Annotated in this window: 18 protein-coding genes and 2 tRNA genes; 13 read left to right on the top strand and 7 right to left on the bottom strand. The window is 71.8% G+C overall.

Annotated elements, in window-relative coordinates:
• Window positions 1-121 precede the first annotated feature (121 nt).
• The 4 genes from ACH4F2_RS31540 to ACH4F2_RS31525 all read left to right on the top strand — a co-directional run bounded on the left by ACH4F2_RS31540 (window position 122) and on the right by ACH4F2_RS31525 (window position 5,667).
• On the top strand, window positions 122-3,106 hold the full coding sequence (locus ACH4F2_RS31540) for a UPF0182 family protein (protein WP_398136195.1): 2,985 nt from the start codon (window positions 122-124) through the stop codon (window positions 3,104-3,106).
• A gap of 75 nt (window positions 3,107-3,181) precedes the next feature.
• Window positions 3,182-3,255 (top strand) — tRNA-Met (locus ACH4F2_RS31535).
• 239 nt (window positions 3,256-3,494) lie between these two features.
• Complete coding sequence (locus ACH4F2_RS31530) at window positions 3,495-5,312, top strand: tetratricopeptide repeat protein (protein ID WP_398136162.1); 1,818 nt, start codon at window positions 3,495-3,497, stop codon at window positions 5,310-5,312.
• Between the two features lie 281 nt (window positions 5,313-5,593).
• A tRNA-Met gene (locus ACH4F2_RS31525) sits at window positions 5,594-5,667 on the top strand.
• Between the two features lie 143 nt (window positions 5,668-5,810).
• Here the strand turns inward: ACH4F2_RS31525 and ACH4F2_RS31520 are convergent.
• A complete protein-coding gene (locus tag ACH4F2_RS31520) occupies window positions 5,811-6,227 on the bottom strand; it encodes a Fur family transcriptional regulator (protein WP_398136161.1) in 417 nt (138 codons plus the stop codon).
• A gap of 144 nt (window positions 6,228-6,371) precedes the next feature.
• Between ACH4F2_RS31520 and ACH4F2_RS31515 the strand changes: the two genes are divergently transcribed.
• Window positions 6,372-7,823 carry a catalase gene (locus ACH4F2_RS31515; RefSeq protein ID WP_398136160.1) on the top strand — a complete coding sequence of 484 codons (1,452 nt, stop codon included), beginning with the start codon at window positions 6,372-6,374 and terminating at the stop codon, window positions 7,821-7,823.
• Between the two features lie 126 nt (window positions 7,824-7,949).
• On the opposite strand, the gene ACH4F2_RS31510 is transcribed toward ACH4F2_RS31515, so the two are convergent.
• Window positions 7,950-8,357 (bottom strand): cyclic nucleotide-binding/CBS domain-containing protein, encoded by a 408-nt coding sequence (locus ACH4F2_RS31510; RefSeq protein WP_398136159.1) that lies wholly within the window; start codon window positions 8,355-8,357, stop codon window positions 7,950-7,952.
• Between the two features lie 154 nt (window positions 8,358-8,511).
• Window positions 8,512-9,348: a histidinol-phosphatase gene (hisN, locus tag ACH4F2_RS31505; RefSeq protein ID WP_398136158.1), complete on the bottom strand. Its 837-nt coding sequence runs from the start codon at window positions 9,346-9,348 to the stop codon at window positions 8,512-8,514.
• A gap of 254 nt (window positions 9,349-9,602) precedes the next feature.
• Here hisN and ACH4F2_RS31500 point away from each other — a divergent pair, with 254 nt between their 5' ends.
• Window positions 9,603-10,223, top strand: a complete 621-nt coding sequence (locus tag ACH4F2_RS31500; protein WP_398136157.1) for a TetR/AcrR family transcriptional regulator — start codon at window positions 9,603-9,605, stop codon at window positions 10,221-10,223.
• An 11-nt stretch (window positions 10,224-10,234) separates the two neighbouring features.
• Here the strand turns inward: ACH4F2_RS31500 and ACH4F2_RS31495 are convergent, their stop codons facing one another.
• The 4 genes from ACH4F2_RS31495 to ACH4F2_RS31480 form a co-directional block, all read right to left on the bottom strand.
• Window positions 10,235-10,558 carry a DMT family transporter gene (locus ACH4F2_RS31495; RefSeq protein WP_386782913.1) on the bottom strand — a complete coding sequence of 108 codons (324 nt, stop codon included), beginning with the start codon at window positions 10,556-10,558 and terminating at the stop codon, window positions 10,235-10,237.
• 134 nt (window positions 10,559-10,692) lie between these two features.
• A complete protein-coding gene (gene rsgA / locus ACH4F2_RS31490; protein WP_398136156.1) occupies window positions 10,693-11,706 on the bottom strand; it encodes a ribosome small subunit-dependent GTPase A in 1,014 nt (337 codons plus the stop codon).
• Between the two features lie 12 nt (window positions 11,707-11,718).
• Complete coding sequence (gene aroA / locus ACH4F2_RS31485) at window positions 11,719-13,035, bottom strand: 3-phosphoshikimate 1-carboxyvinyltransferase (protein ID WP_398136155.1); 1,317 nt, start codon at window positions 13,033-13,035, stop codon at window positions 11,719-11,721.
• Window positions 13,036-13,173: 138 nt separating this feature from the next.
• A complete protein-coding gene (locus tag ACH4F2_RS31480; RefSeq protein WP_398136154.1) occupies window positions 13,174-13,896 on the bottom strand; it encodes a M50 family metallopeptidase in 723 nt (240 codons plus the stop codon).
• A 50-nt stretch (window positions 13,897-13,946) separates the two neighbouring features.
• Here ACH4F2_RS31480 and ACH4F2_RS31475 point away from each other — a divergent pair, with 50 nt between their 5' ends.
• From ACH4F2_RS31475 to ACH4F2_RS31445, 7 genes are all read left to right on the top strand, one after another.
• Window positions 13,947-14,762: an SOS response-associated peptidase gene (locus tag ACH4F2_RS31475; protein WP_398136153.1), complete on the top strand. Its 816-nt coding sequence runs from the start codon at window positions 13,947-13,949 to the stop codon at window positions 14,760-14,762.
• 175 nt (window positions 14,763-14,937) lie between these two features.
• The gene (locus tag ACH4F2_RS31470; RefSeq protein ID WP_398136194.1) at window positions 14,938-15,534 is read left to right on the top strand and encodes an alpha/beta family hydrolase; all 597 of its coding nucleotides are present in this window, start codon (window positions 14,938-14,940) and stop codon (window positions 15,532-15,534) included.
• A 257-nt stretch (window positions 15,535-15,791) separates the two neighbouring features.
• Entirely contained in the window at window positions 15,792-16,475 is a 684-nt protein-coding gene (sigR, locus tag ACH4F2_RS31465; RefSeq protein WP_003973756.1) for an RNA polymerase sigma factor SigR, read from the top strand.
• Entirely contained in the window at window positions 16,472-16,783 is a 312-nt protein-coding gene (gene rsrA / locus ACH4F2_RS31460) for a mycothiol system anti-sigma-R factor (RefSeq protein ID WP_386316574.1), read from the top strand. The genes sigR and rsrA overlap by 4 nt, the downstream gene beginning before the upstream one ends.
• A gap of 152 nt (window positions 16,784-16,935) precedes the next feature.
• A complete protein-coding gene (locus tag ACH4F2_RS31455; protein ID WP_398136152.1) occupies window positions 16,936-18,261 on the top strand; it encodes an HD-GYP domain-containing protein in 1,326 nt (441 codons plus the stop codon).
• Between the two features lie 199 nt (window positions 18,262-18,460).
• Window positions 18,461-19,783 carry an HD-GYP domain-containing protein gene (locus ACH4F2_RS31450; protein WP_398136151.1) on the top strand — a complete coding sequence of 441 codons (1,323 nt, stop codon included), beginning with the start codon at window positions 18,461-18,463 and terminating at the stop codon, window positions 19,781-19,783.
• Between the two features lie 165 nt (window positions 19,784-19,948).
• Window positions 19,949-20,929, top strand: a complete 981-nt coding sequence (locus ACH4F2_RS31445) for a hypothetical protein (protein ID WP_055417933.1) — start codon at window positions 19,949-19,951, stop codon at window positions 20,927-20,929.
• Window positions 20,930-20,984 lie beyond the last annotated feature (55 nt).

Below are 20,984 nucleotides of genomic sequence, written 5' to 3'. Positions count from 1 at the left end.
AAACGATGAGTAAGTTGCATAGGTGTGGGCCCACGATCACGGGGGCGCACGGGGGGCCCGCGAACCCGAGGGCCTGACGGATCAACAGCGAACTTTCGAGGTGCGCACCTTGGCTTTCCAGATGCCGGACCGCGGCGGAGGCCCCCCGACGGGGCCGCGGATCAGAGTGGGCCGCCCGTCCCGGCGTGTCCGAATCCTGCTGATGACACTGGGTGTCCTCGCCGTGCTCGGCATGGCGTTCACCATGTTCGCCGGGTTCTGGACGGACTGGCTCTGGTATCGGTCGGTCCACTACTCGTCGGTGTTCACGACGACCCTGTGGACCAAGATCGGGCTTTTCTTCGTCTTCGGCCTGCTGATGGCGCTCGCCGTCGGGTTCAACATCTGGCTGGCCCACCGGCTGCGGCCGCCGCTGAGCGCCATGTCGATGGAGCAGCAGAACCTCGACCGGTACCGCATGGGCATCGCCCCGTACAAGAAGTGGCTGCTGCTCGGCATCACCGCCCTGGTCGGTCTGATCGCCGGCGCTTCCGCGTCCGGTCAGTGGCGGACCTGGCTCATGTGGGTCAACGGGGTGTCCTTCGGGCAGAAGGACCCCCAGTTCAAGCTGGACGTCTCGTTCTACGCCTTCGACCTGCCCTGGTACCGGTTCCTGCTCGGCTTCGGCTTCGCCGCCGTGATCATCTCCGTGATCGCCGCCGCGCTCACCCACTACCTGTACGGCGGGCTCCGCGTCACCAGCCCGGGTGCGCGCGCCACGGCCGCGGCCACCGGGCACCTGTCGGTGCTCATCGGCGTCTTCGTCGCCCTCAAGGCGGTCGCCTACTGGCTCGACCGGTACGGGCTGGCGGTGAAGTCCAGTGACTTCAAGGCGACCGACAGCTGGACGGGTCTGAGGTACGTCGACGCCAACGCCTACCTGCCGGCCAAGACGATCCTGTTCTGCATCGCCGTCATCTGCGCGCTGCTGTTCTTCGCCACCATCTGGCGGCGCACCTGGCAGCTGCCCGTGATCGGCTTCGGTCTGATGGTGCTCTCCGCCATCCTCATCGGCGGCCTGTATCCGGCACTCGTGCAGAAGTTCCAGGTCCAGCCGAACGAGCAGGCCAAGGAAGCGCCGTACGTCGAGAAGAACCTCAAGGCGACGCGCGACGCCTACGGCATCGCGGGCACCCAGGTCACCGAGTACCCGGGCGTGAGCCAGACCCAGGACAAGACCAAGCTCCGGGACGACGTGGATGCCGCCGCGTCCATCCGGATCATGGACCCGAACGTCATCTCGCCGACGTTCCAGCAGCTCCAGCAGATGCGGAACTACTACGCGTTCCCGAACAACCTGGACGTCGACCGCTACGCCAAGGACGGCAAGGACCAGGACACGGTCATCGGTCTGCGCGAGCTGAACCTGGCCGGCATCCCGAAGAAGAACTGGATCAACAACCACTTCCGCTACACCCACGGCTACGGCGTGGTCGCGGCCAAGGGCACCGAGGTCGACGCCGAGGGCCGCCCGGTCTTCACCGAGTCCAACCTGCCGTCCGAGGGCGACCTCGGCACGTACGAGCAGCGGATCTACTACGGTGAGAAGACCACCACGTACTCGATCGTCGGCGGTCCCCAGAAGGAGATCGACTACTCCGACGACAGCGGCGAGAAGACGTTCAGCTACAAGGGTGACGGCGGGGTCGACCTGTCCAACCCGATCAACCGGGCGGCATACGCGGCGGCGTTCAGCGAGCCGCAGATCCTCTACTCCGGTGCGATCGGTGAGGGGTCGAAGATCCTCTACAACCGGACGCCCAAGGAGCGCGTCGAGGCGGTCGCCCCATGGCTGACCATCGACGGCGACGCCTATCCCGCGGTGGTGGACGGCCGTATCCAGTGGATCGTCGACGCGTACACGACGACGAACGGCTATCCGTACGCCTCGCGGACGACGCTCGGTGACACGACCGCCGACTCGCTGACCGCGGCGAACGACCAGCGCGCGGTGGTGGCCCAGCAGAACCAGGTCAACTACATCCGCAACTCGGTGAAGGCGACCGTCGACGCGTACAGCGGCGACGTGAAGCTCTACCAGTGGGACACCAAGGACCCGGTCCTCAAGACCTGGATGAAGGCGTTCCCGAACACCGTGCAGGGCAAGAGCGAGATCTCCGGCGAGCTGATGGCGCATCTGCGCTACCCGCAGGACCTGTTCAAGGTCCAGCGCGAGCTGCTCACGCGCTACCACGTGAAGGACGCCAACACGTTCCTCAGCGGCAGCGAGGTGTGGCAGGTGCCCGATGACCCGACCAACAAGTCGGGCGACGCGGTGCCGCCGTACTACCTGAGCATGAAGATGCCCGATCAGGACAAGCAGGCGTTCTCGCTCACGACGACGCTGACGCCCAACGGACGAGACAACCTCAGCGCGTTCATGGCGGTCGACGCCGAGGCGGGGACCGAGGGCTACGGCAAGATCAGAATCCTGAAGCTGCCGACGAGCACCACCGTCAACGGGCCCAAACAGGTCCAGAGCCAGTTCAACTCCGAACAGGACATCGCCGAGTCCATCAGGCTGCTCAGAGGCGGCGACTCCGAGGTCGAGTACGGCAACCTGCTGACGGTGCCGCTCGACGGCGGACTGCTGTACGTGGAGCCGGTCTACGTACGCGGTGGCGATCTCAAGTACCCGTTGCTGCGCAAGGTGCTGGTCAGCTACGGGGGCGCCACCGCCTTCGAGGACACGCTCGACGAGGCGCTCAGCAAGGTCTTCGGAGCGCAGGCTTCCACGCCGGAGCCGCCGGCGGACGAGGGTGAGGGCACGACCGAGCCACCACCGACGTCCACCAACCCGACGGTCCGGGAAGCGCTGAGCGACGCGCAGAAGGCCTTCGACGCCGGCCAGAAGGCCCTGGAGCAGAAGGACCTGGCCGCGTACGCGAAGGCCCAGAAGGACCTCGAGGCGGCCCTGCAGCGCGCCGAGGCGGCGCAGGCCAAGGCCGACGAGAGCGCCGGCGGGAAGAACGGGGACGACAAGACCGGGGACAAGGCCGAGGACGGCAAGGCCGGTCCGGGGCCGACCCCGACCGGAGATTCCGGTGGAGGCTCGGACAGCGGCTGACCCCGCTGCTTCGAGGCGGGCGTTCGAGCTGGTCAAAGCCCATCCCGCGCCGTGTTAGAGTTGTGAACACAACGGCGCGGGGTGGAGCAGCTCGGTAGCTCGCTGGGCTCATAACCCAGAGGTCGCAGGTTCAAATCCTGTCCCCGCTACTGAAGTCGTGAGCCATGGGCGAACGACCACGAAGGCCCGGATTCCGAAAGGGATCCGGGCCTTTGTGATGTGCGAACGCATGTGCCGGTGGTGTCTACGGCCGCGCCGCCAAGGGGAGTTGGGGAGATCTGTGTTTGACTTGTCTCCCTGTGGGCATGTCGACAAAACGCTGAAGTGACCTCACTGGCTGCGGTATACCGGATGTACCCAGGTTGCAGGTGGTGCGACGATGGACGTTATGGGGGACATGGCAAATCTGTTCGGGACAGGGCGTTTTGCCCAGCCGTCCGGTCAGGAGGAGAGCGCGGACGAGGCCCAGGAAGCCGCGGACGAGGCCGCCGAGGAAGTACGCCGGCGGCTCGCGGCCGACGCCGGTGACGTCGAGGCGATGAGCGTCCTCGGCGCGATGTTGCTGCGCCGCGGCGACTTCGACGGAGCCGAGTCGTATCTGCGTGCCGCCACCGCGGCCGGTGACCGGGCCGCCGCCAACAACCTGGGCGTGCTGCTGCACCAGCGCGGTTACGCCGACGACGCCGCCGGGTGGTGGCGGATCGCCGCCGTCGCCGGGTCCGCCCCGGCCGCCCACGCACTGGGGCGGCACTTCCGCGAGCGCGGGGACGAACCCGCCGCCGAGTACTGGCTGTGCCAGTCCGCCGAGCAGGGCCATGTGCTGGGCGCCTACGCACTCGCCGACCTGCTGGAGCACCGCGGTGACGACGCCGGGGCCGAGCGGTGGATGCGGGCCGCGGCCGAGCGCGGGCACCGGGAGGCCGCGTACCGGCTGGCGCGGACCCTGGACCGGGGTGCCGGGCGGGACCGTGACGGCGGAGACGGAGCGGCGGCCCCCGTGGCCGAGGGGGCCGAGCAGTGGTACCGGCAGGCCGCCGCGCGCGGCCACCGGCGGGCCGCCCTGCACCTCGGGACGATCCTGGAGAAGCGGGGCGAGCTCAAGGAGGCCGGCCGCTGGTACCTCACGTCGGCCAAGGACGGCGAGGCCCGCGCGGCCTGCGCGCTCGGCTTCCTGCTGCGCGACGCCGGGGACACGGAGAGCGCCGCCGTGTGGTGGCTGCGGGCCGCGCAGGACGGCGACGGCAACGCCGCCAACGCGCTGGGCGCGCTGCACGCCGAGCGCGGCGAGACCCAGACCGCCGAGCGCTGGTACCGGGCCGCGATGGACGCCGGGGACGACAACGGGGCGTACAACCTCGGGCTGCTCTGCGCCGAACAGGGGCGCACCACGCAGGCCGAGCAGTGGTACCGGCGGGCCGCGTACGCCGGGCACCGGGAGGCCTCCAACGCGCTGGCCATCCTGCTGCTGCGCGGCGGGGACGAGACCGGTGCCGAGCCCTGGTTCTCCAAGGCCGCCGAGGCGGGCAGCGTCGACGCCGCGTTCAACCTCGGCATCCTGCACGCCGGACGGGACGAGGAGCGGGCGGCGCTGCGCTGGTACGAGCGGGCCGCGGCCGCCGGGCACACCGAGGCGGCGCTGCAGGTCGGGATGGCGCGTCTGCGGGACGGGGACGAGCGCGAGGCCGAGCGGTTCCTGCGGTGCGCGGCGGGGGGCGGCAGCGCGGAGGCCGCGTACCGCCTGGCGACGGTCCTGGACGCGCGCCGCCCGCCCGCGCCGGCGCACGAGCTGGGCGAGACGGCACAGGAGAAGTCCGAGTGCGAGGAGTGGTACGAGCGGGCGGCCTCCCAGGGGCACCGGCGGGCCCAGGTGCGGGTCGGGATGCTGGCCGCGGCGCGGGGCGACGTGGTGGAGGCCGCGCGGTGGTACCGGGAGGCGGCCGAGGCCGGGTCGCGCAACGGCGCGTTCAACCTCGGACTGCTGCTGGCCCGGGAGGGGAGCGAGCCGGAGGCCGTCGTGTGGTGGCGCCGGGCGGCCGACGCCGGCCACGGGCGGGCGGCGCTTCGGCTGGCGCTGGTCTGCGCGCGGCGCGGGGAGCTGGCCGAGGGGCAGCGGTGGGCCGACCGGGCGGTGTCGCTGGGGCCGCGGGAAGTGGGGGAGCGGGCGGCTCGGCTGCGGGACGCGTTGCGGCAGGAGCTGTCGGCGTGACGCGTGACGCTGCGCTGGCTGGGGTTGGTGTGCGGGTGGAGGGCGGGCGTTGTCGCTGGGGCGGGGGCGGGTCGCGCGGCCCGGCGCCGGCGGGGTGCCTCCCCCGCTCTCGGCTGCGCCCGAGCGGGGGACCCCTGTCGCCCACCCGCGCCGCCCCAGCGGCACGGCTGCCCGCAGCTACGGCGGCCGCGACTGCCCGCAGCTACGGCGGCCGCGACTGCCCGCAGCTACGGGGCGATTTGCTTCCCGTCGTGGGCTTGACGTAATGTTCCATTCATCGCCGCGGGGTGGAGCAGCTCGGTAGCTCGCTGGGCTCATAACCCAGAGGTCGCAGGTTCAAATCCTGTCCCCGCTACTGAAGACCGAGGGCCGGAATCCGAAAGGGTTCCGGCCCTCGGTGTGTTTGACGTTCACTGCGCTCGCTCTCACGCGAAGCTCGCTCTCACGCGAAAGCCCCGGCTCCCATCGGGGCCGGGGCGCTCGTGCGAGTGGAAGGGATTACGCCGCAACGCAGTTCGGGCAGGTTCCGCGGTACGTCACCTCGACGTCCGAGACGGTGAAGCCGAAGCGCTCCGAGTCGGGGAGGTCCGCCAGCGGGTTGCCGACCGGGTGGACGTCGCGGATCGCGCCGCACTGGGCGCAGACCAGGTGGTGGTGCGGCTGGTGCGCGTTCGGGTCGTAGCGCTTGGCGCGCTTGTCCGTCGCGACTTCCAGGACCTCACCGAGTGAGACCAGCTCGCCCAGAGTGTTGTAGACGGTCGCCCGGGAGATCTCGGGGAGCTTGTCCACGGCCCTGGCGTGTACCTCGTCGGCCGTCAGGTGGACGTGTTCGCCGTCGAGGACCTCGGCCACGACGCGCCGTTGCGCGGTCATGCGCCATCCGCGACCACGCAGCCGTTCCAGTAGGTCACTCATACAGGCCAGCCTAACAGCAAGGGGGACCAGGTCCCGAACGTGTGTGACTTTGGAGTCTCACTTGACTTAGACATTGTCCATTGTAGGATCGGGAGCGGCATTAGCCAAGGGACAGGTTTTGCAGGATTGGCGCAGGAGGCGTACGTGACTCAGGGACCGCTCACTACGGAGGCCGGGGCTCCGGTAGCCGACAACCAGAACAGTGAGACCGCGGGCATCGGCGGCCCCGTGCTCGTCCAGGACCAGCTCCTGCTGGAGAAGCTGGCCCACTTCAACCGTGAGCGCATCCCGGAGCGTGTCGTGCACGCCCGCGGCGCCGGCGCCTACGGCACCTTCACGGTCACCGCCGATGTCACCAAGTACACGCGGGCGAAGTTCCTCTCCGAGGTCGGCAAGGAGACGGAGACCTTCCTCCGTTTCTCCACCGTGGCCGGCAACCTGGGCGCGGCGGACGCCGTCCGCGACCCGCGCGGTTTCGCGCTGAAGTTCTACACCGAAGAGGGCAACTACGACCTCGTCGGCAACAACACCCCGGTGTTCTTCATCAGGGACGCCATCAAGTTCCCGGACTTCATCCACACGCAGAAGCGCGACCCCTACACGGGTTCGACGGAGATGGACAACGTCTGGGACTTCTGGGGCCTGTCGCCCGAGTCGACGCACCAGGTGACCTGGCTGTTCGGTGACCGCGGTATCCCGGCGTCGTACCGCCACATGGACGGCTTCGGTTCGCACACCTACCAGTGGAACAACGAGGCCGGCGAGGCCTTCTGGGTCAAGTACCACTTCAAGACCGACCAGGGCATCAAGTGCCTCACGCAGGCCGAGGCCGACAGGCTCGCCGGTGAGGACCCCGACTCCCACCAGCGCGACCTGCGCCAGGCCATCGAGCGCGGCGACTTCCCGTCCTGGACCGTCGGCGTGCAGATCATGCCCGTCGCCGAGGCCGCGAACTACCGCTTCAACCCGTTCGACCTGACCAAGGTGTGGCCGCACGCGGACTACCCGGTCATCGAGTTCGGCAAGCTGGAGCTCAACCGCAACCCGGAGAACATCTTCGCCGAGGTCGAGCAGTCGATCTTCTCCCCGGCGCACTTCGTGCCCGGCATCGGCCCGTCCCCGGACAAGATGCTCCAGGGCCGTCTGTTCGGCTACGGCGACGCCCACCGCTACCGCGTCGGCATCAACGCCGACCACCTGCCGGTGAACCGTCCGCACGCCACCGAGGCGCGCACGAACTCCCGTGACGGCTACCTGTACGACGGCCGCCACAAGGGTGCGAAGAACTACGAGCCGAACAGCTTCGGCGGCCCGTTCCAGACGGACAAGCCCCTGTGGCAGCCGGTCGCCGTCTCCGGTGTCACCGGCGAGACCGCGACTCCGTCGCACGCCGAGGACAACGACTTCGTCCAGGCGGGCAACCTCTACCGGCTGATGACGGACGAGGAGAAGGAGCGGCTGATCAACAACCTGGCCGGCGCCCTCTCCGGCGTCTCGCGCGACGACATCATCGAGCGCGCGGTCAACAACTTCCGTCAGGCCGACGGTGACTTCGGCAAGCGGCTGGAGGCCGCGGTCCAGGCCCTGCGCGGCTGACGTCCAGCACTGGACCGCTTGTCGTAGCGGCGGGCCGGATCCCCGGAGACGGGGGTCCGGCCCGTTCGTCGTGTCGCGGGAGTGAAACCGGGAGGGTCACCGGCAGTGGCGCCGGACGGACTGCCGTCAGGCGGTCACCGCCGGTGTCTCGTGCCGCGACCGTGCCGGTGCCCAGCAGCGGATGATGTCGCGCACCGAGACGATGCCGGCGGGCTCACCGCGGTCGAGGACGATGAGATGGCGGAAGCCGCCGTGCGCCATCGCCCGGGCCGCCTCCTCCACGGTCCAGGACGGCGCGGCGAACACGACGTCGGTGGTGGTGTGGGCGTGGGCGCGTTCGGTGTCCGGGTCCTGGCCCAGGCCGACCGAGACGAGGACGTCGCGTTCGGTGAGGATGCCGATGCCGTCGGCGTCGGGGTCGTACACCACGGCCGCGCCGACGCGGCGCGCGGACATCAGGGCGGCGGCCTGGCGGAGGGTGTGGGCGGGGCCGATGGTGAGGACGACCGTGCTCATGGCTTCGCGGACGAGCATGGGTGGAGCCACCTCCTGCCGTGATCCATGAGTTGGTTCATGGATTCACAAGTTCACAAGTGGGGGACTCCCAGAGTGACAGGTAAAGCACGGGTCAACAAGGGGGCGGACGAGCGGGCGGGCGAAGGGCGTGCGGAGTGCGTCAGGGAGGCGCTCAGTAGCGCTGGTTGAGGTACCCGAGGAGCTCGTCGTGCAGCCGGCCGTTCGACGCCGCCGCGTTGCCGCTGTTCGGGCCGGGGCGGCCGTCGAGGCCGGTGAAGGTGCCGCCGGCCTCCGTGACGATGAGCGCGTTCGCGGCCATGTCCCAGAGGGAGAGCTCGGGTTCGGCGCAGATGTCGACCGAGCCCTCGGCGACCATCATGTACGGCCAGAAGTCGCCGTACGCGCGCGTGCGCCACACCTCCCGGGTCAGGTCGAGGAAGCCGTCGAGCCGGCCCTGCTCCTCCCAGCCTTGAAGCGACGAGTACGCGAAGGAGGCGTCGGAGAGCGCGGAGACCTGGGAGACCCGCAGCCGGGAGGCCGAGGTCAGGCTGCGGCCGGTGAAGGCGCCGTGGTCCTTCACCGCCCACCAGCGGCGGCCGAGCGCCGGGGCGGAGACGAGGCCGACGACGGGACGGCAGCCTCCCCCGCTCCCGAATTCGCTCGAGCGGGAGGGGCCCCCGTCGCCCGCCTCCGTGAGGGCGATCAGGGTGGCCCAGACGGGGACGCCGCGCACGTAGTTCTTGGTGCCGTCGATCGGGTCGATGATCCAGCGGCGGGGGCCGGTGCCCTCGACGCCGTACTCCTCGCCGAGCACCGCGTCGCGGGGGCGTGCGCGGGCGAGGTGGCCGCGGATGAGTTCCTCGGCGGCCTTGTCGGCCTCGCTCACCGGGGTCATGTCCGGCTTGGTCTCGACCTTCAGGTCGAGGGCCTTGAAGCGTTCCATCGTCGCGGCGTCGGCGGCGTCCGCGAGAACGTGGGCGAGGCGGAGGTCGTCGAGGTAGTCGGCCATGCGGTCACGGTATCTGCCGGGGGTGGCGCGGGGCCACCAGGGGTTCGGCGGGCGGGGAGCGGGTGCCGGCGCCGGGTGGGCCCGCGGCCCGGTGCCCGGCGGGGTGCGGGTCCGCCGGGACGGGGCGGAGGTGGGTGCGCGGCCCGGCGTGGCGGGGTGCGACCGACCTCGGCCGACGGCATGCGCGAAGGCTCTTGACAGTGCCCCCGGGCCCGTCAAACCTGGGCACCAGGTCGCTCGGTCCGAGGGAGGCGATGGTGCCTGCAGCCCGGGAGTCCCTGCTCGATGCCGCCTGTACGGCGTTGGCGCGCCGGCCGTGGTCGGCTGTGCGGATGGTGGACGTCGCGGCGGCGGCCGGGGTGTCCCGGCAGACGTTGTACAACGAGTTCGGGAGCAAGGACGGCCTGGCCCGGGCGCTCGTCCGCAGAGAGGCGGACGGATACCTGGCCGGCGTGGAGCGCGCCCTCGCCGGCGGTTCCGGGGGCGACCCGTACGAGCGGCTCACCGCGACCGCCGAGTGGACCGCGTCCGTCGCCCGGGAGAACGCGCTGGTGCGGGCCATGCTCACCGGCTGCTGGAGCGAGCGCCTGCCCTCCCCGGCCCTCACCGCGGTGGCGTCGTCCTCGGCCGTGCCGGCCCAGCGCCGGGCCGATGGCCCGCTGCCCTCGCCCGGCGACTTCGTCGCCCTCGTGCGCGACCGTGCCGTGGCCGTCCTGAAGGGCGGCGGCACGTTTCCGCGGCCGGACGCCACCGAGTTGGCCCGCTCCTGCGAACTGGCCGTACGCCTCGCCCTGTCCTGCGTCGCGGCGCCGCCCGCGGAGCGCGGGGTGGCGGAACTCGTACGCGCCGCCCTGCCGCGCCGGTTGACGGAGTGACGGCGAACGCGTCAGTGCGCCGAGCCCGACAGCTGCAGTCCGATCACGCCGATGATGACCAGGCTGATCGACACGATCTTCAGCGTCGAGACCAGGTCACCGAGGAAGATCATGCCGTAGATGGCGGTGCCCGCCGCGCCGATGCCGGTCCACACCGCGTACGCGGGGCCGACGTCGAGCTTCTTCAGGGACATGGTAAGCAGGCCGAAACTGCCCAGCGCGAAGACGCAGAAGGCGATGGTGGGCCAGAGCCGGGTGAAGCCGTGCGACAGCTTCAGGCATACGGCGAAGCCGGTTTCGAGCACCCCGGCCACTATGACCAGCAGCCACGCCATGTGTTGTCCTCCCGTAGTCCCGTACCGTGACCGCTGCGCCGATCAGTCGCTTCGACCGGCTTTGCTCGGACTTGGATCCGGCTTGGTGCGATTATGCACTTACCGGTACCACGGCACGGCAAACAACGCGGAGGTCAGTCGCCTTCCTTCCGCTCCCGCGTCGACAGCAGCCGGCGCAGCGAGTACAGCCGCGCGGGATCGGCGTGCCCCTCGGCGACCCAGGTGTCGAGCGCGCAGTCGGGCTCGTCGTGGCTGCACGCGCGCGGGCAGCCCTCCGTGCCGGGCACCAGGTCCGGGAAGGCGTTGATCACCCGGGACGGGTCGATGTGCGCCAGCCCGAACGACCGTACGCCCGGGGTGTCGACGACCCAGCCACCCGCCTCGGAGGACAGTGGCAGGGCGAGGGCCGAGGTCGTCGTGTGCCGACCGCGACCCGTCACCGCGTTGACGTGGCCCGTCACACGGCGGCGCTCCTCGGGCACCAGGGTGTTGACGAGGGTCGTCTTGCCGACGCCCGAGTGGCCGACGAACGCGGTGATCTTCCCGTCCAGGTGCTCTCGTACGAGGCCTGCCGCGGCGCCGTTCTCCAGCTCCTCGCGGCTGGTGACGACGTAGGGGATGTCCAACGCCCCGTACAGCTCCAGGAGTTCGTCCGGTGACGCGAGGTCCGACTTGGTCATCACCAGCAGCGGGGTGAGGCCGCCGTCGAACGCCGCGACCAGGCAGCGGTCGATCAGCCGGGGGCGCGGCTCGGGGTCGGCGAGGGCGGTGACGATGGCGAGTTGGTCGGCGTTGGCGACGACCACGCGTTCGTAGGGGTCGTCGTCGTCCGCCGTGCGGCGCAGCAGCGAGGTGCGCTCCTCGATGCGGACGATCCGCGCGAGCGTGTCCTTCTTGCCGGTGAGGTCGCCGACCAGCGCGACCCGGTCGCCGACGACCGCCGCCTTGCGGCCCAGTTCGCGGGCCTTCATCGCCATGACGATCCGGTCCTCGACGAGGCAGGTCAGCCTGCCGCGGTCCACGGTGAGGACCAGGCCCTCGGCGGCGTCCTCGTGCTTGGGCCGGATGTGGGTGCGCGGCCGGTTGCCCTTGCGGTTGGGGCGGGAGCGGATGTCGTCCTCGTCGGTGTGCTTGCCGTAGCGGCGCATGGCGAAACGTCCCTACGCCCCGAGCATCCCGGTCCACAGGTCGGGGAATTCGGGCAGGGTCTTGGCGGTCGTCGCCACGTTCTCGATCTCCACGCCCTCGACGCCGAGGCCGATGATCGCGCCGGCGGTGGCCATGCGGTGGTCCTCGTAGGTGTGGAAGACGCCGCCGTGCAGGCGCCGGGGACGGATGTGCAGTCCGTCGGCGGTCTCGGTGACGTCGCCGCCGAGTTCGTTGATCTCCTTGGTGAGCGCGGCCAGCCGGTCCGTCTCGTGCAGGCGCAGGTGAGCCACCCCGCGCAGGGTCGAGGGGGAGTCCGCGAGGGCGGCGACGGCCGCGATGCCCGGGGTCAGCTCGCCGACCTCGCCGAGGTCGACGTCGATGCCGTGCACGGCGCCCGAACCGGTGAAGACGAGTCCGTAGTCCGTCAGTTCGCAGGAACCGCCCATCTCGGTGAAGATCTCGCGGAGCCGGTCACCGGGCTGGGTGGTGCGGGACGGCCAGTCGGGGATGACGACCCTGCCGCCGGTCACCAGCGCCGCCGCCAGGAACGGCTGGGCGTTGGACAGGTCCGGCTCGATCGTCAGGTCCCGGCCGAGCAGCGCGCCCGGCGTGACCCGCCAGACGTTCGGCTCGCCGCCGGACTCCGGCGTGTCGACCTGGGCGCCGACCGAGCGCAGCATGTCGACGGTCATGCGGATGTGCGGCATGGACGGCAGCGCGGAGCCGGTGTGGCGGACCTCCACGCCCTGGTTGAAGCGCGGGCCGGACAGGAGCAGCGCGCTGACGAACTGTGAGGACGACGACGCGTCGATCTCGACCGGGCCGCCCTCCAGCGCGCCGCCGCCGTGCACGGTCATCGGGAGCGCGCCGCGCGCGTCGTCGTCGATGCGGGCACCGAGGACGCGCAGCGCGTCGATCACGCCGTGCAGGGGGCGCTCGTACGAGCGCGGGTCGCCGTCGAAGCGGATGGCGCCGTCGGCGAGCGTGGCGACCGGCGGCAGGAAGCGCATGACCGTGCCCGCGTTGCCCACGTCGACCGTGGCCGGGCCGCGCAGGCCGGCCGGGATGACGCGCCAGAACTCGCCGGTGCCCTCCGGGCCGACGCCCTCCTCGATCTCGACGCCCATCGCGCGCAGGGCGCCGGCCATCAGCAGGGTGTCGCGGGAGCGCAGCGGGCGGCGCAGCCAGCCGGGCTCGGAGGCGAGGGCGGCCAGCACCAGGGCGCGGTTGGTGACCGACTTGGATCCGGGCACGTGGACGGTCGCGTCGACGGCTCCGCTCGCGTGCGGGGCGGGCCAGAGGGCGGTGTGCGCGGGGTTCACGGTCATGGGCCCCACTTTAATGGCTGAGGAAGCCGGGAGATCTTGATCAAAAGCGGCGAAACCCGGCCGAATGCGCGACAGTGCAATTCGGCTCTGCAATTGCCGTGCATATATGCGGAAGCGTGGGGCCGGGCACGCCCCGGTTCACAGCTCCAGCAGCCAGCGCCCCCCGCCGATCAGCGAGCACAGCGACACCGCGTGGAACAGGAAGAACCAGATCCCCGCCGGTGCGTGGGTCAGCCGGGCCAGCTGGTCCGCGTCCGAGTCCCCGGCACCGCCCCGCGCCCGCTTGGCCTGCAGTTCGAACGCCGGCCGCACCCCGCCCAGCAGCAGGAACCACACCACGGCGTACGCGAACGCCGCCTGCACCTGAGGACCGGCCAGCCAGGACACCAGGACGAACGTGGCGCCGGTGAGCACCACCGTGAGCACCCCGTACGCGTTGCGGACCATCACCAGCAGGGCGACGAGCAGCGCCGTCGCCAGCCACAGCAGCAGGGTGACGCGCCCCGCGGCCAGCAGCGCGGCGCCGCCGAGGCCGAGCAGCGGGGGAGCGGTGTAGCCGGCCACCGCGGTCAGGATCATTCCGAGCCCGTGCGGCTTGCCCCGGCTGACGGTCAGGCCGCTGGTGTCCGAGTGCAGCGTGATGCCGGTCAGCGTGCGCCCGGTGAGCAGGGCCACGAGCCCGTGGCCGCCCTCGTGGGCGATGGTGATGGCGTTGCGCGCTATCCGCCACAGCCCGTGCGGCACGACGACGGCGAGCGCGGCGACCAGGGCCGCGATCACCACCCACAGGTCGGGATCGGGCTGGGTGCCGGAGACCTCGTCCCAGAGGGAGGTGAGCGAGGCCGTTGCGAGGTGGTCCATGTTCGGTGAGGGCTCCTCGTATGCGCGCGGGGTCTGGCAGTGTGGCACGTATGTGCGGACGGTATGCGGCGAGTCGTCGACCCGAGGATCTCGCGGGAATCTTCGAGATCGAGAAGTGGGAGCCCGAGGAGACCTTGGAGCCCGACTACAACGTGGCCCCCACCAAGGAGGTCTACGCCGTCCTGGACCGTCCCCTGAAAGACGTCGAGGACCCGAAGCCGGTTCGCCAGCTGCGGAAGCTGAAGTGGGGCCTCGTGCCCTCCTGGTCCAAGACGCCCGAGGGCGGCGCCCGGATGATCAACGCGCGCGCGGAGACCGTCCACGAGAAGCCGTCCTACCGTCGCGCCTTCTCCACCCGGCGCTGCATCCTGCCCGCCGACGGCTACTACGAGTGGGTCACCGGCAAGCAGGAGCGCGACCTGGAGGTCGAGGGGCGCAAGAAGCGGCCCCGCAAGCAGCCGTACTTCGTGACCCCGGCCGACGGCTCGGTCTTCGCGATGGCCGGTCTGTACGAGTTCTGGCGGGACAGGACCCTGCCGGACGACCACCCGCGGGCCTGGTGGGTGACGTGCTCGGTGATCACCACCGAGGCGGAGGCCACGCCGCTCGCGGTCGCCCCGGCCGACGGCCCGCACGCGCTGGCCGACATCCACCCGCGGATGCCGCTGATGCTCACGCCGGACCGGTGGGACGACTGGCTCGACCCGGCACGCACCGACCCCGCCGAACTGACCTCCCTTCTGACGCCCCCGCCCGCCGGGCTGATGCGGGCGTTCCCCGTCTCCACGGCCGTCAGCAGCGTCCGCAACAACGGGCCGGAGCTGCTGAAGGAGCTGGAGGGGCCGGAAGAGGGCACACTTTTCTGACGTGACCAGTAAGACCCCTGAGACCTCCGACACCCCTGAGACCTCCGACACATCCGACACCGTCCACACCCCCGAGACCTCCCAGGCCGCCGACACCCCCGAGACCGTCGACACCGAGACCTCCCAGGCCGCCGACACCCCCGAGACCGTCGACACCGGAGCCGGCCCCGCCCGCATCACCTGGCACCCGGCGCGGAAGCCCCGCCTCGTCCTCGCCGTGAGCCACGGCGCCGGCGGCGGCATCGAGGCGCGCGACCTGCGGGCGCTGGCGGCCGCACTGCCCGCGCACGGCGTGAGCGTCGCCCTCGTCGAACAGCCCTGGCGGGTGGCCGGCAAGAAGCTGGCCCCCGCGCCGAAGACCCTCGACGCCGGCTGGCGCGGCATCTGGCCGGCGCTGGCCGCGCGGGGGCTGCCGGTGATCTCCGGTGGCCGCAGCGCCGGAGCCCGCGTCGCCTGCCGCACCGCCGCCGAACTGGGCGCCCACGCCGTCCTCGCCCTGAGCTTCCCGCTGCACCCGCCGGGCAAGCCGGAGAAGTCCCGCGCCGACGAGCTGCTCGGGGCCGGTGTGCCCACCCTCGTCGTCCAGGGCGGCAACGACCCGTTCGGCAGGCCGGTGGAGTTCCCCGAGGCCCCCGAGGGGACGTACGACCTGATCGAGGTGGCGAACGCCGACCACGGCTTCGCGGTGCCCAAGCGGGCCGGGACCACGCAGGAGCAGGCCCTGGATTCGATCACCGAAGGCGTCGCGAAGTGGGTCGCCTCACTCGGGTGAACGCCCGGGAATGACCGGCAGGCGGCCGCTGTTGTGGCGGACATACGTTGCTGACCATCAGCACCGCCGCCGTAGGAGAGGAAGTCCGCCGCATGGGTTCGACCTTCTGCCCAAGTCGCAGCAGCCGCGCCGACCTGGACTGGACGGTGCTGCACGCGGCGAAGACCGCCCCTATTCGGGCGGCGGGCGGACCGGATCGTCGTCTATCCTCCGATTCGAGTGGGGCCGGTCTCGGTCTCGCGACAACACTGGAGGAGGTGGGTCCGGTCACTGGGACCGACGCAGGGACCGAACACGGCCAGGCGGAGCAGCCCGAGGGCCGGGGCACGGGCGCGGAGTCGACCGCGGAGCGCAGCGCGCGCTTCGAGCGGGACGCGCTCGAGTTCCTCGACCAGATGTACTCGGCCGCGCTGCGCATGACGCGTAATCCGGCCGACGCCGAGGACCTGGTGCAGGAGACCTACGCCAAGGCGTACGCGTCCTTCCACCAGTTCCGCGAGGGCACCAACCTCAAGGCGTGGCTGTACCGCATCCTCACCAACACCTTCATCAACTCGTACCGCAAGAAGCAGCGCGAACCCCAGCGCAGCGCGGCCGAGGAGATCGAGGACTGGCAGCTGGCGCGCGCCGAGTCGCACATGTCGACGGGTCTGCGCTCCGCGGAGTCCCAGGCGCTCGACCACCTGCCCGACTCGGACGTGAAGCAGGCACTCCAGGCGATCCCCGAGGAGTTCCGCATCGCCGTGTATCTGGCGGATGTAGAGGGCTTTGCCTACAAGGAGATCGCGGACATCATGGGGACACCCATCGGTACGGTGATGTCCCGGCTGCACCGTGGACGCCGTCAGCTGCGCGGCATGCTGGAGGACTACGCCCGCGACCGCGGCCTGGTCCCGGCCGGCGCCGGAGAGTCGAACGAAGCGAAAGGCTCGGGGTCATGAGCTGCGGAGAGCCGCACGAAACGGATTGCAGCGAGATCCTCGATCATCTCTACGAGTTCCTCGACAAGGAGATGCCTGACTCGGACTGCGTGAAGTTCGAGCACCACTTCGAGGAGTGCTCGCCCTGCCTGGAGAAGTACGGGCTGGAGCAGGCCGTGAAGAAGCTGGTCAAGCGGTGTTGCGGACAGGACGACGTGCCGGGTGACCTGCGGTCCAAGGTCATGGGCCGGATCGACCTGATCCGCTCCGGGCAGTCCGTGCCCGAGCACGACGTCACGGCCGCGCCGCCGACTCCTCAGGAGTCCTGAGCCGGTCCACGTACGGGACATGCCGCGTCGGTCGCGTCATGTCACGCGTGCCGCGTCACTCGTACGTGCTAATCCGCGGGTTATCTGCCCGCGTTCCCCCTGCCGCCGTCCTAGGCTCCGGAGTCTGACAGGCATGGCCGGGGGAGGGCCTCATGGACGCGGTACCGGCGCGGGCGCGTGTGTACGTCGCCGGTGTCGCCCTCGCCGCCCTGTTCTGTCTGAGGCCACTGCCCCGATCGCACATGGCCTGGTGGGCGGTGCTGCTCCTCGCCGCGCTGTACGCGGGCTCGGAACTCGTCGCCCGGTCCCGCTCCGTCGGGACCTGCTACCCCGTGCTGCTCGCCGGGGCCTTCCTGCTGCCGCCGCCGGCCGCCGCGCTCGTAGCGCTGCCCGGGGCCCTGCTGTCCCCGGTGGCGCAGCGGCCCGTCGCCCTGCGGCGCGTCTGGCGGGCCGCGCAGCTGACACTCGCCGTGTGGGCCGCGGCCCACGTCCACTGGGAGCTGGGCGGGCGTGAGGCGGTCGTCGGCCCCGACTTCCCGTACGCGCTCGTACCGGCCGGGGCCGCGGTTCTGGCGTTCTGCCTGGTGCTGACCCTGCTGGACGGCGGCATTCTGGCGTTCGCCGACCGGGTCCCGGCAGGCCGCGCCTGGCGGGGGCTGTTCTCCCGGTCGCTCGCGCCGATCGCCGTGCACGGGCTCGCCGGGCTGATGATGGCCGTCCTGTGGCGCAGCCCGTACGGTCCCGTCGCCGCGCTGCTCGTGCTGCTGCCGATGTGCGTGGCGTGGTGGGCGTTCGCCCAGTACCACCGGGAGCGGGCCGCGCACCGGGCGACCGTCCGCGCGCTGGTGCAGGCCGTCGACATCAAGGACGGCTACACGCGCGGGCACAGTGAGCGCGTCGGACAGGCCTCGATGATGATCGCCCGCGAGCTGGGCATGGACGACGAGCGCGTCGAGACGCTCCGCTTCGCCGGGATCCTGCACGACGTGGGCAAGCTCGGCGTGCCCACCCGGCTGCTGCGCAAGGACGGGCCGCTGACGCCCGACGAGCGGCGGGTGATCGAACTGCACCCCGAGTACGGGCACGAGATGGTGCGTGGCATCGGCTTCCTGGGGGAGGCCCGGGCCGCCGTCCTGCACCACCACGAACGGCTGGACGGCAGCGGCTACCCCTACGGTCTGACCGGCGACCGCATCCCGGAATCGGCCCGGGTGGTGGCCGTCGCCGACGCCTTCGACGCGATGACGTCCACGCGTTCCTACAGCCGGGCCCGTCCCGTCGCGGCGGCGGTGGAGGAGCTCCAGCGGTGCGCCGGGGCGCAGTTCGACCCACGGATGGTCGGGGCACTGGTCCGCGCCTTGGGATGCGAAGGCCGGCGCCCGGCGGCGACGGCGGACGGCACACCGGCCCTCCCCGACGGCGGGCTCCCGGGCCGGGGCGAGAGCGCGCGGAACAGTGCCGCGAGGGGAGCGCCATGACAGGGGCGAGGACCCCGGCGGGCCGTCGCCGCGGCTCGCACCCGGGGCGCGCTCGACGCCCGGGGACGGTGGCCCACCGGATGCCGGCCGGGCCCGCGCGAGGGACGGTGGGCCGTGCGGCGACGGGTCGGCCGGGCTGCCGTGGGCCGGCGGGGGGCCGCCGCGGTGAACGGGGTGACCACGTCGGCCGGGGCCTGCCATGACACCGTCCCGGCCCCCCTCCCCGTCGACGTCGCGTCACAGGGGCCGGCCGCGGACGCTGCCGCCGGCCGGGCCCCGCATCCGGTTCCCGCTGGTTCTCCTCCTGATCCCCGCCTGCGCCGGGCTCCTCGCGCTCGGCTGTCTCGCCTCCGTCCTTCGGTCGGGACTGGCCGAGCGGCCCGTGGCACTCGCTTTCGGCGCCCTCGTCGCCCTGGGTGAACTCACCCGGCGGGCCCGGGCCGAGGCCCGGGAGGCCGCGCCGCTCGGGGCCGCCGGAGCGCTGGCGTACGCGCTCCTCGGGGACGTCGCCGGGCGGCCCACGCACCACGGCGTCGCCCAGACGGTCACGGTGGTGCTCGCCGCCTCGCTGCTCGGCAGCGTGCCCTACACCGCGCGGGGCGGCGGGCCGGTGCTGGAACCCCTGGCGCGGCGCGTGCTCACCGTCGCCTTCGCCGCCGTGTGCTTCCAGCCGCTGTCCAGCCAGGGCCTCCTCCGTGACTGGAGCGGCCCCGCCCACGCACTGCTGCTGATCGTGCTGCTCGCCCTGTCCACGCTGTGCGACGCCGTACTCGCCGCGGCACCCGCGCACGCGCGCACCGGGCGGCCCTTCGGCCCGCTGCTGCGCGAGGAACTGCGCGGCATGGTCGAGGTCACGTCCGCGGTGTGCGCGACCGGGGCGGTGATGGCGCTCGCGGTGGCCGCCGCGGGACTGTGGGCGCTCCCCGTCCTCTGCGTGCCGCTGCTGCTCACCCAGCTGTCCTACCGCCGGTACGCGGCCGTCCGCGCCACCTGCCGGCAGACCATCGCCTCCCTGGCCCGGGCCACCGAGATCGCCGGGTACACCCCGGCCGGGCACGCCCGCCGCGTCGCCGAACTGAGCGGCGCCGTCGGACGGGACCTGGGGCTGTCCGGGGCCGAGCTGACCGTGCTGGAGTACGCGGCCCTCATGCACGACATCGGCCAGCTGAGCCTGGTCGACCCGGTCCCGGCCGGAGCCACCGCCGGCCTGCCCGCCGCGGAACAGCGAAGGATCGCGCTCCTCGGCGGGGCCGTCGTCCGCCAGACCGGGGTCGGCGCGGCCGTCGCCGTGGTCGTGGAACGGCAGGCCGACCCCTGCCGGGAACAGCCGGTCGCCGCGCGGATCGTGCGGGCCGTGAACGCCTACGAGGAGAAGACACGGGACGCCGGGCCCGGCGCCGGCCTCACGGCGCTGGAGGAGCTGCGTCTGGCCACCGTGGGCGACTACGCTCCCGATGTCGTGGAAGCACTGGCCCGGGTGCTCTCCCGGCAGGGAGGGGCGGCGCGTGAGCGTCCCGGCTGAGGGCGGGGCGGGAGCGGGACGGGCAGTCTTACCGCGCCCGCGGCTGGGTAACCCATGGGTAATGAGCGCCCTTCCAGCCGTACGTGGTTGGATGCGAAGGAGAAGGTGTCCGGGGGCGCGGAAAGGCACAGCCAGCCCAATGAACGGAACTGGCAGGCGGGAATCGTGAGGATCTTCGGCAAGGGACGGCACCGGCCCTCCGCCTCCTGGCGGCAGGCCACCGACCGCGCGTTCACGCTGATCGGCGACGGTCGCTACGAGGACGCGGGCGCCCTGCTGACGCGGGCCGCCGACCTGGAACCCTGGCTGTCGGAGTCGTGGTTCAACCTCGCCCTGCTGCACAAGTTCCGGCACGACTGGGAGCAGGCCAGGGCGGCCGGCCTCAGGGCGGTGGCGCTGCTCGACCGGGACATCGGAGCGCCCGACTGGTGGAACGTCGGCATCGCCGCGACCGCCCTGCAGGACTGGCCGCTGGCCCGCCGCGCCTGGCAGGCCTACGGACTGCGCACCCCCGGGGACGCGACCGACGCCGGTGAGCCGCTCGGCATGGACCTCGGCAGCGCGGCCGTCCGGCTGTCCCCGGAGGGAGAGGCCGAGGTGGTGTGGGGGCGGCGGCTGGACCCCGCCCGCATCGAGGTGCTGTCCATCCCGCTGCCGTCCTCCGGCCGTCGCTGGGGCGAGGTCGTCCTGCACGACGGGGTGCCGCACGGGGAACGGACGACCACCGCCGGGCACGCCTACCCCGTCTTCGACGAGATCGAGCTGTGGGCGCCGTCGCCCGTGCCCACCTGGGTGGTCCTGCTGGAGGCCGCCACCGAGTCCGACCGGGACGCCCTGGAGCAGCTCGCCGCCGACGCCGGGTTCGCCGCCGAGGACTGGTCGTCGTCGGTCCGGCTGCTGTGCCGGATGTGCTCCGAGTCACGGATGCCGTCCGACGAGGGTGAGGGCGAGCACCTCGACCCGCACGACCACAGCGAACCGGGACACCCCGGGCCGCTGGGCCACCGCACCGACGGGCAGCTGTGGGTGCCCGAGCGGGAGTGCGGGGTGGCCGCGCCGGCCGCGCTGGTGAAGGGGCTGCTGGACGGCTGGGTCGCGGACAGCCCCGACTCCCGGGACTGGCGGGACCTGGAAGAGGTCTGCTGAGCGGCCCCGTAGTCTTTACCAGGACTCTGCAGCAGCAGTCACCATCAGCATCACC

This window comes from Streptomyces sp. NPDC017890 (assembly GCF_044328675.1).
Classification (GTDB): Bacteria; Actinomycetota; Actinomycetes; order Streptomycetales; family Streptomycetaceae; genus Streptomyces.
The sequence above is the reverse complement of the archived record's forward strand: the minus strand, read 5'-3'. Positions and strand labels throughout refer to the sequence as shown.

Excerpts from the sequence above, each read along its gene's own strand:
- ACH4F2_RS31540 (WP_398136195.1), top strand. The coding sequence starts at position 122 with ATGCCGGACCGCGGCGGAGGCCCCCCGACGGGGCCGCGGATCAGAGTG.
- ACH4F2_RS31530 (WP_398136162.1), top strand. The coding sequence starts at position 3,495 with ATGGGGGACATGGCAAATCTGTTCGGGACAGGGCGTTTTGCCCAGCCG.
- ACH4F2_RS31520 (WP_398136161.1), bottom strand. The coding sequence starts at position 6,227 with ATGAGTGACCTACTGGAACGGCTGCGTGGTCGCGGATGGCGCATGACC.
- ACH4F2_RS31510 (WP_398136159.1), bottom strand. The coding sequence starts at position 8,357 with ATGCTCGTCCGCGAAGCCATGAGCACGGTCGTCCTCACCATCGGCCCC.
- hisN (WP_398136158.1), bottom strand. The coding sequence starts at position 9,348 with ATGGCCGACTACCTCGACGACCTCCGCCTCGCCCACGTTCTCGCGGAC.
- ACH4F2_RS31500 (WP_398136157.1), top strand. The coding sequence starts at position 9,603 with ATGGTGCCTGCAGCCCGGGAGTCCCTGCTCGATGCCGCCTGTACGGCG.
- ACH4F2_RS31495 (WP_386782913.1), bottom strand. The coding sequence starts at position 10,558 with ATGGCGTGGCTGCTGGTCATAGTGGCCGGGGTGCTCGAAACCGGCTTC.
- rsgA (WP_398136156.1), bottom strand. The coding sequence starts at position 11,706 with ATGCGCCGCTACGGCAAGCACACCGACGAGGACGACATCCGCTCCCGC.
- aroA (WP_398136155.1), bottom strand. The coding sequence starts at position 13,035 with ATGACCGTGAACCCCGCGCACACCGCCCTCTGGCCCGCCCCGCACGCG.
- ACH4F2_RS31480 (WP_398136154.1), bottom strand. The coding sequence starts at position 13,896 with ATGGACCACCTCGCAACGGCCTCGCTCACCTCCCTCTGGGACGAGGTC.
- ACH4F2_RS31475 (WP_398136153.1), top strand. The coding sequence starts at position 13,947 with ATGTGCGGACGGTATGCGGCGAGTCGTCGACCCGAGGATCTCGCGGGA.
- rsrA (WP_386316574.1), top strand. The coding sequence starts at position 16,472 with ATGAGCTGCGGAGAGCCGCACGAAACGGATTGCAGCGAGATCCTCGAT.
- ACH4F2_RS31455 (WP_398136152.1), top strand. The coding sequence starts at position 16,936 with ATGGACGCGGTACCGGCGCGGGCGCGTGTGTACGTCGCCGGTGTCGCC.
- ACH4F2_RS31450 (WP_398136151.1), top strand. The coding sequence starts at position 18,461 with ATGACACCGTCCCGGCCCCCCTCCCCGTCGACGTCGCGTCACAGGGGC.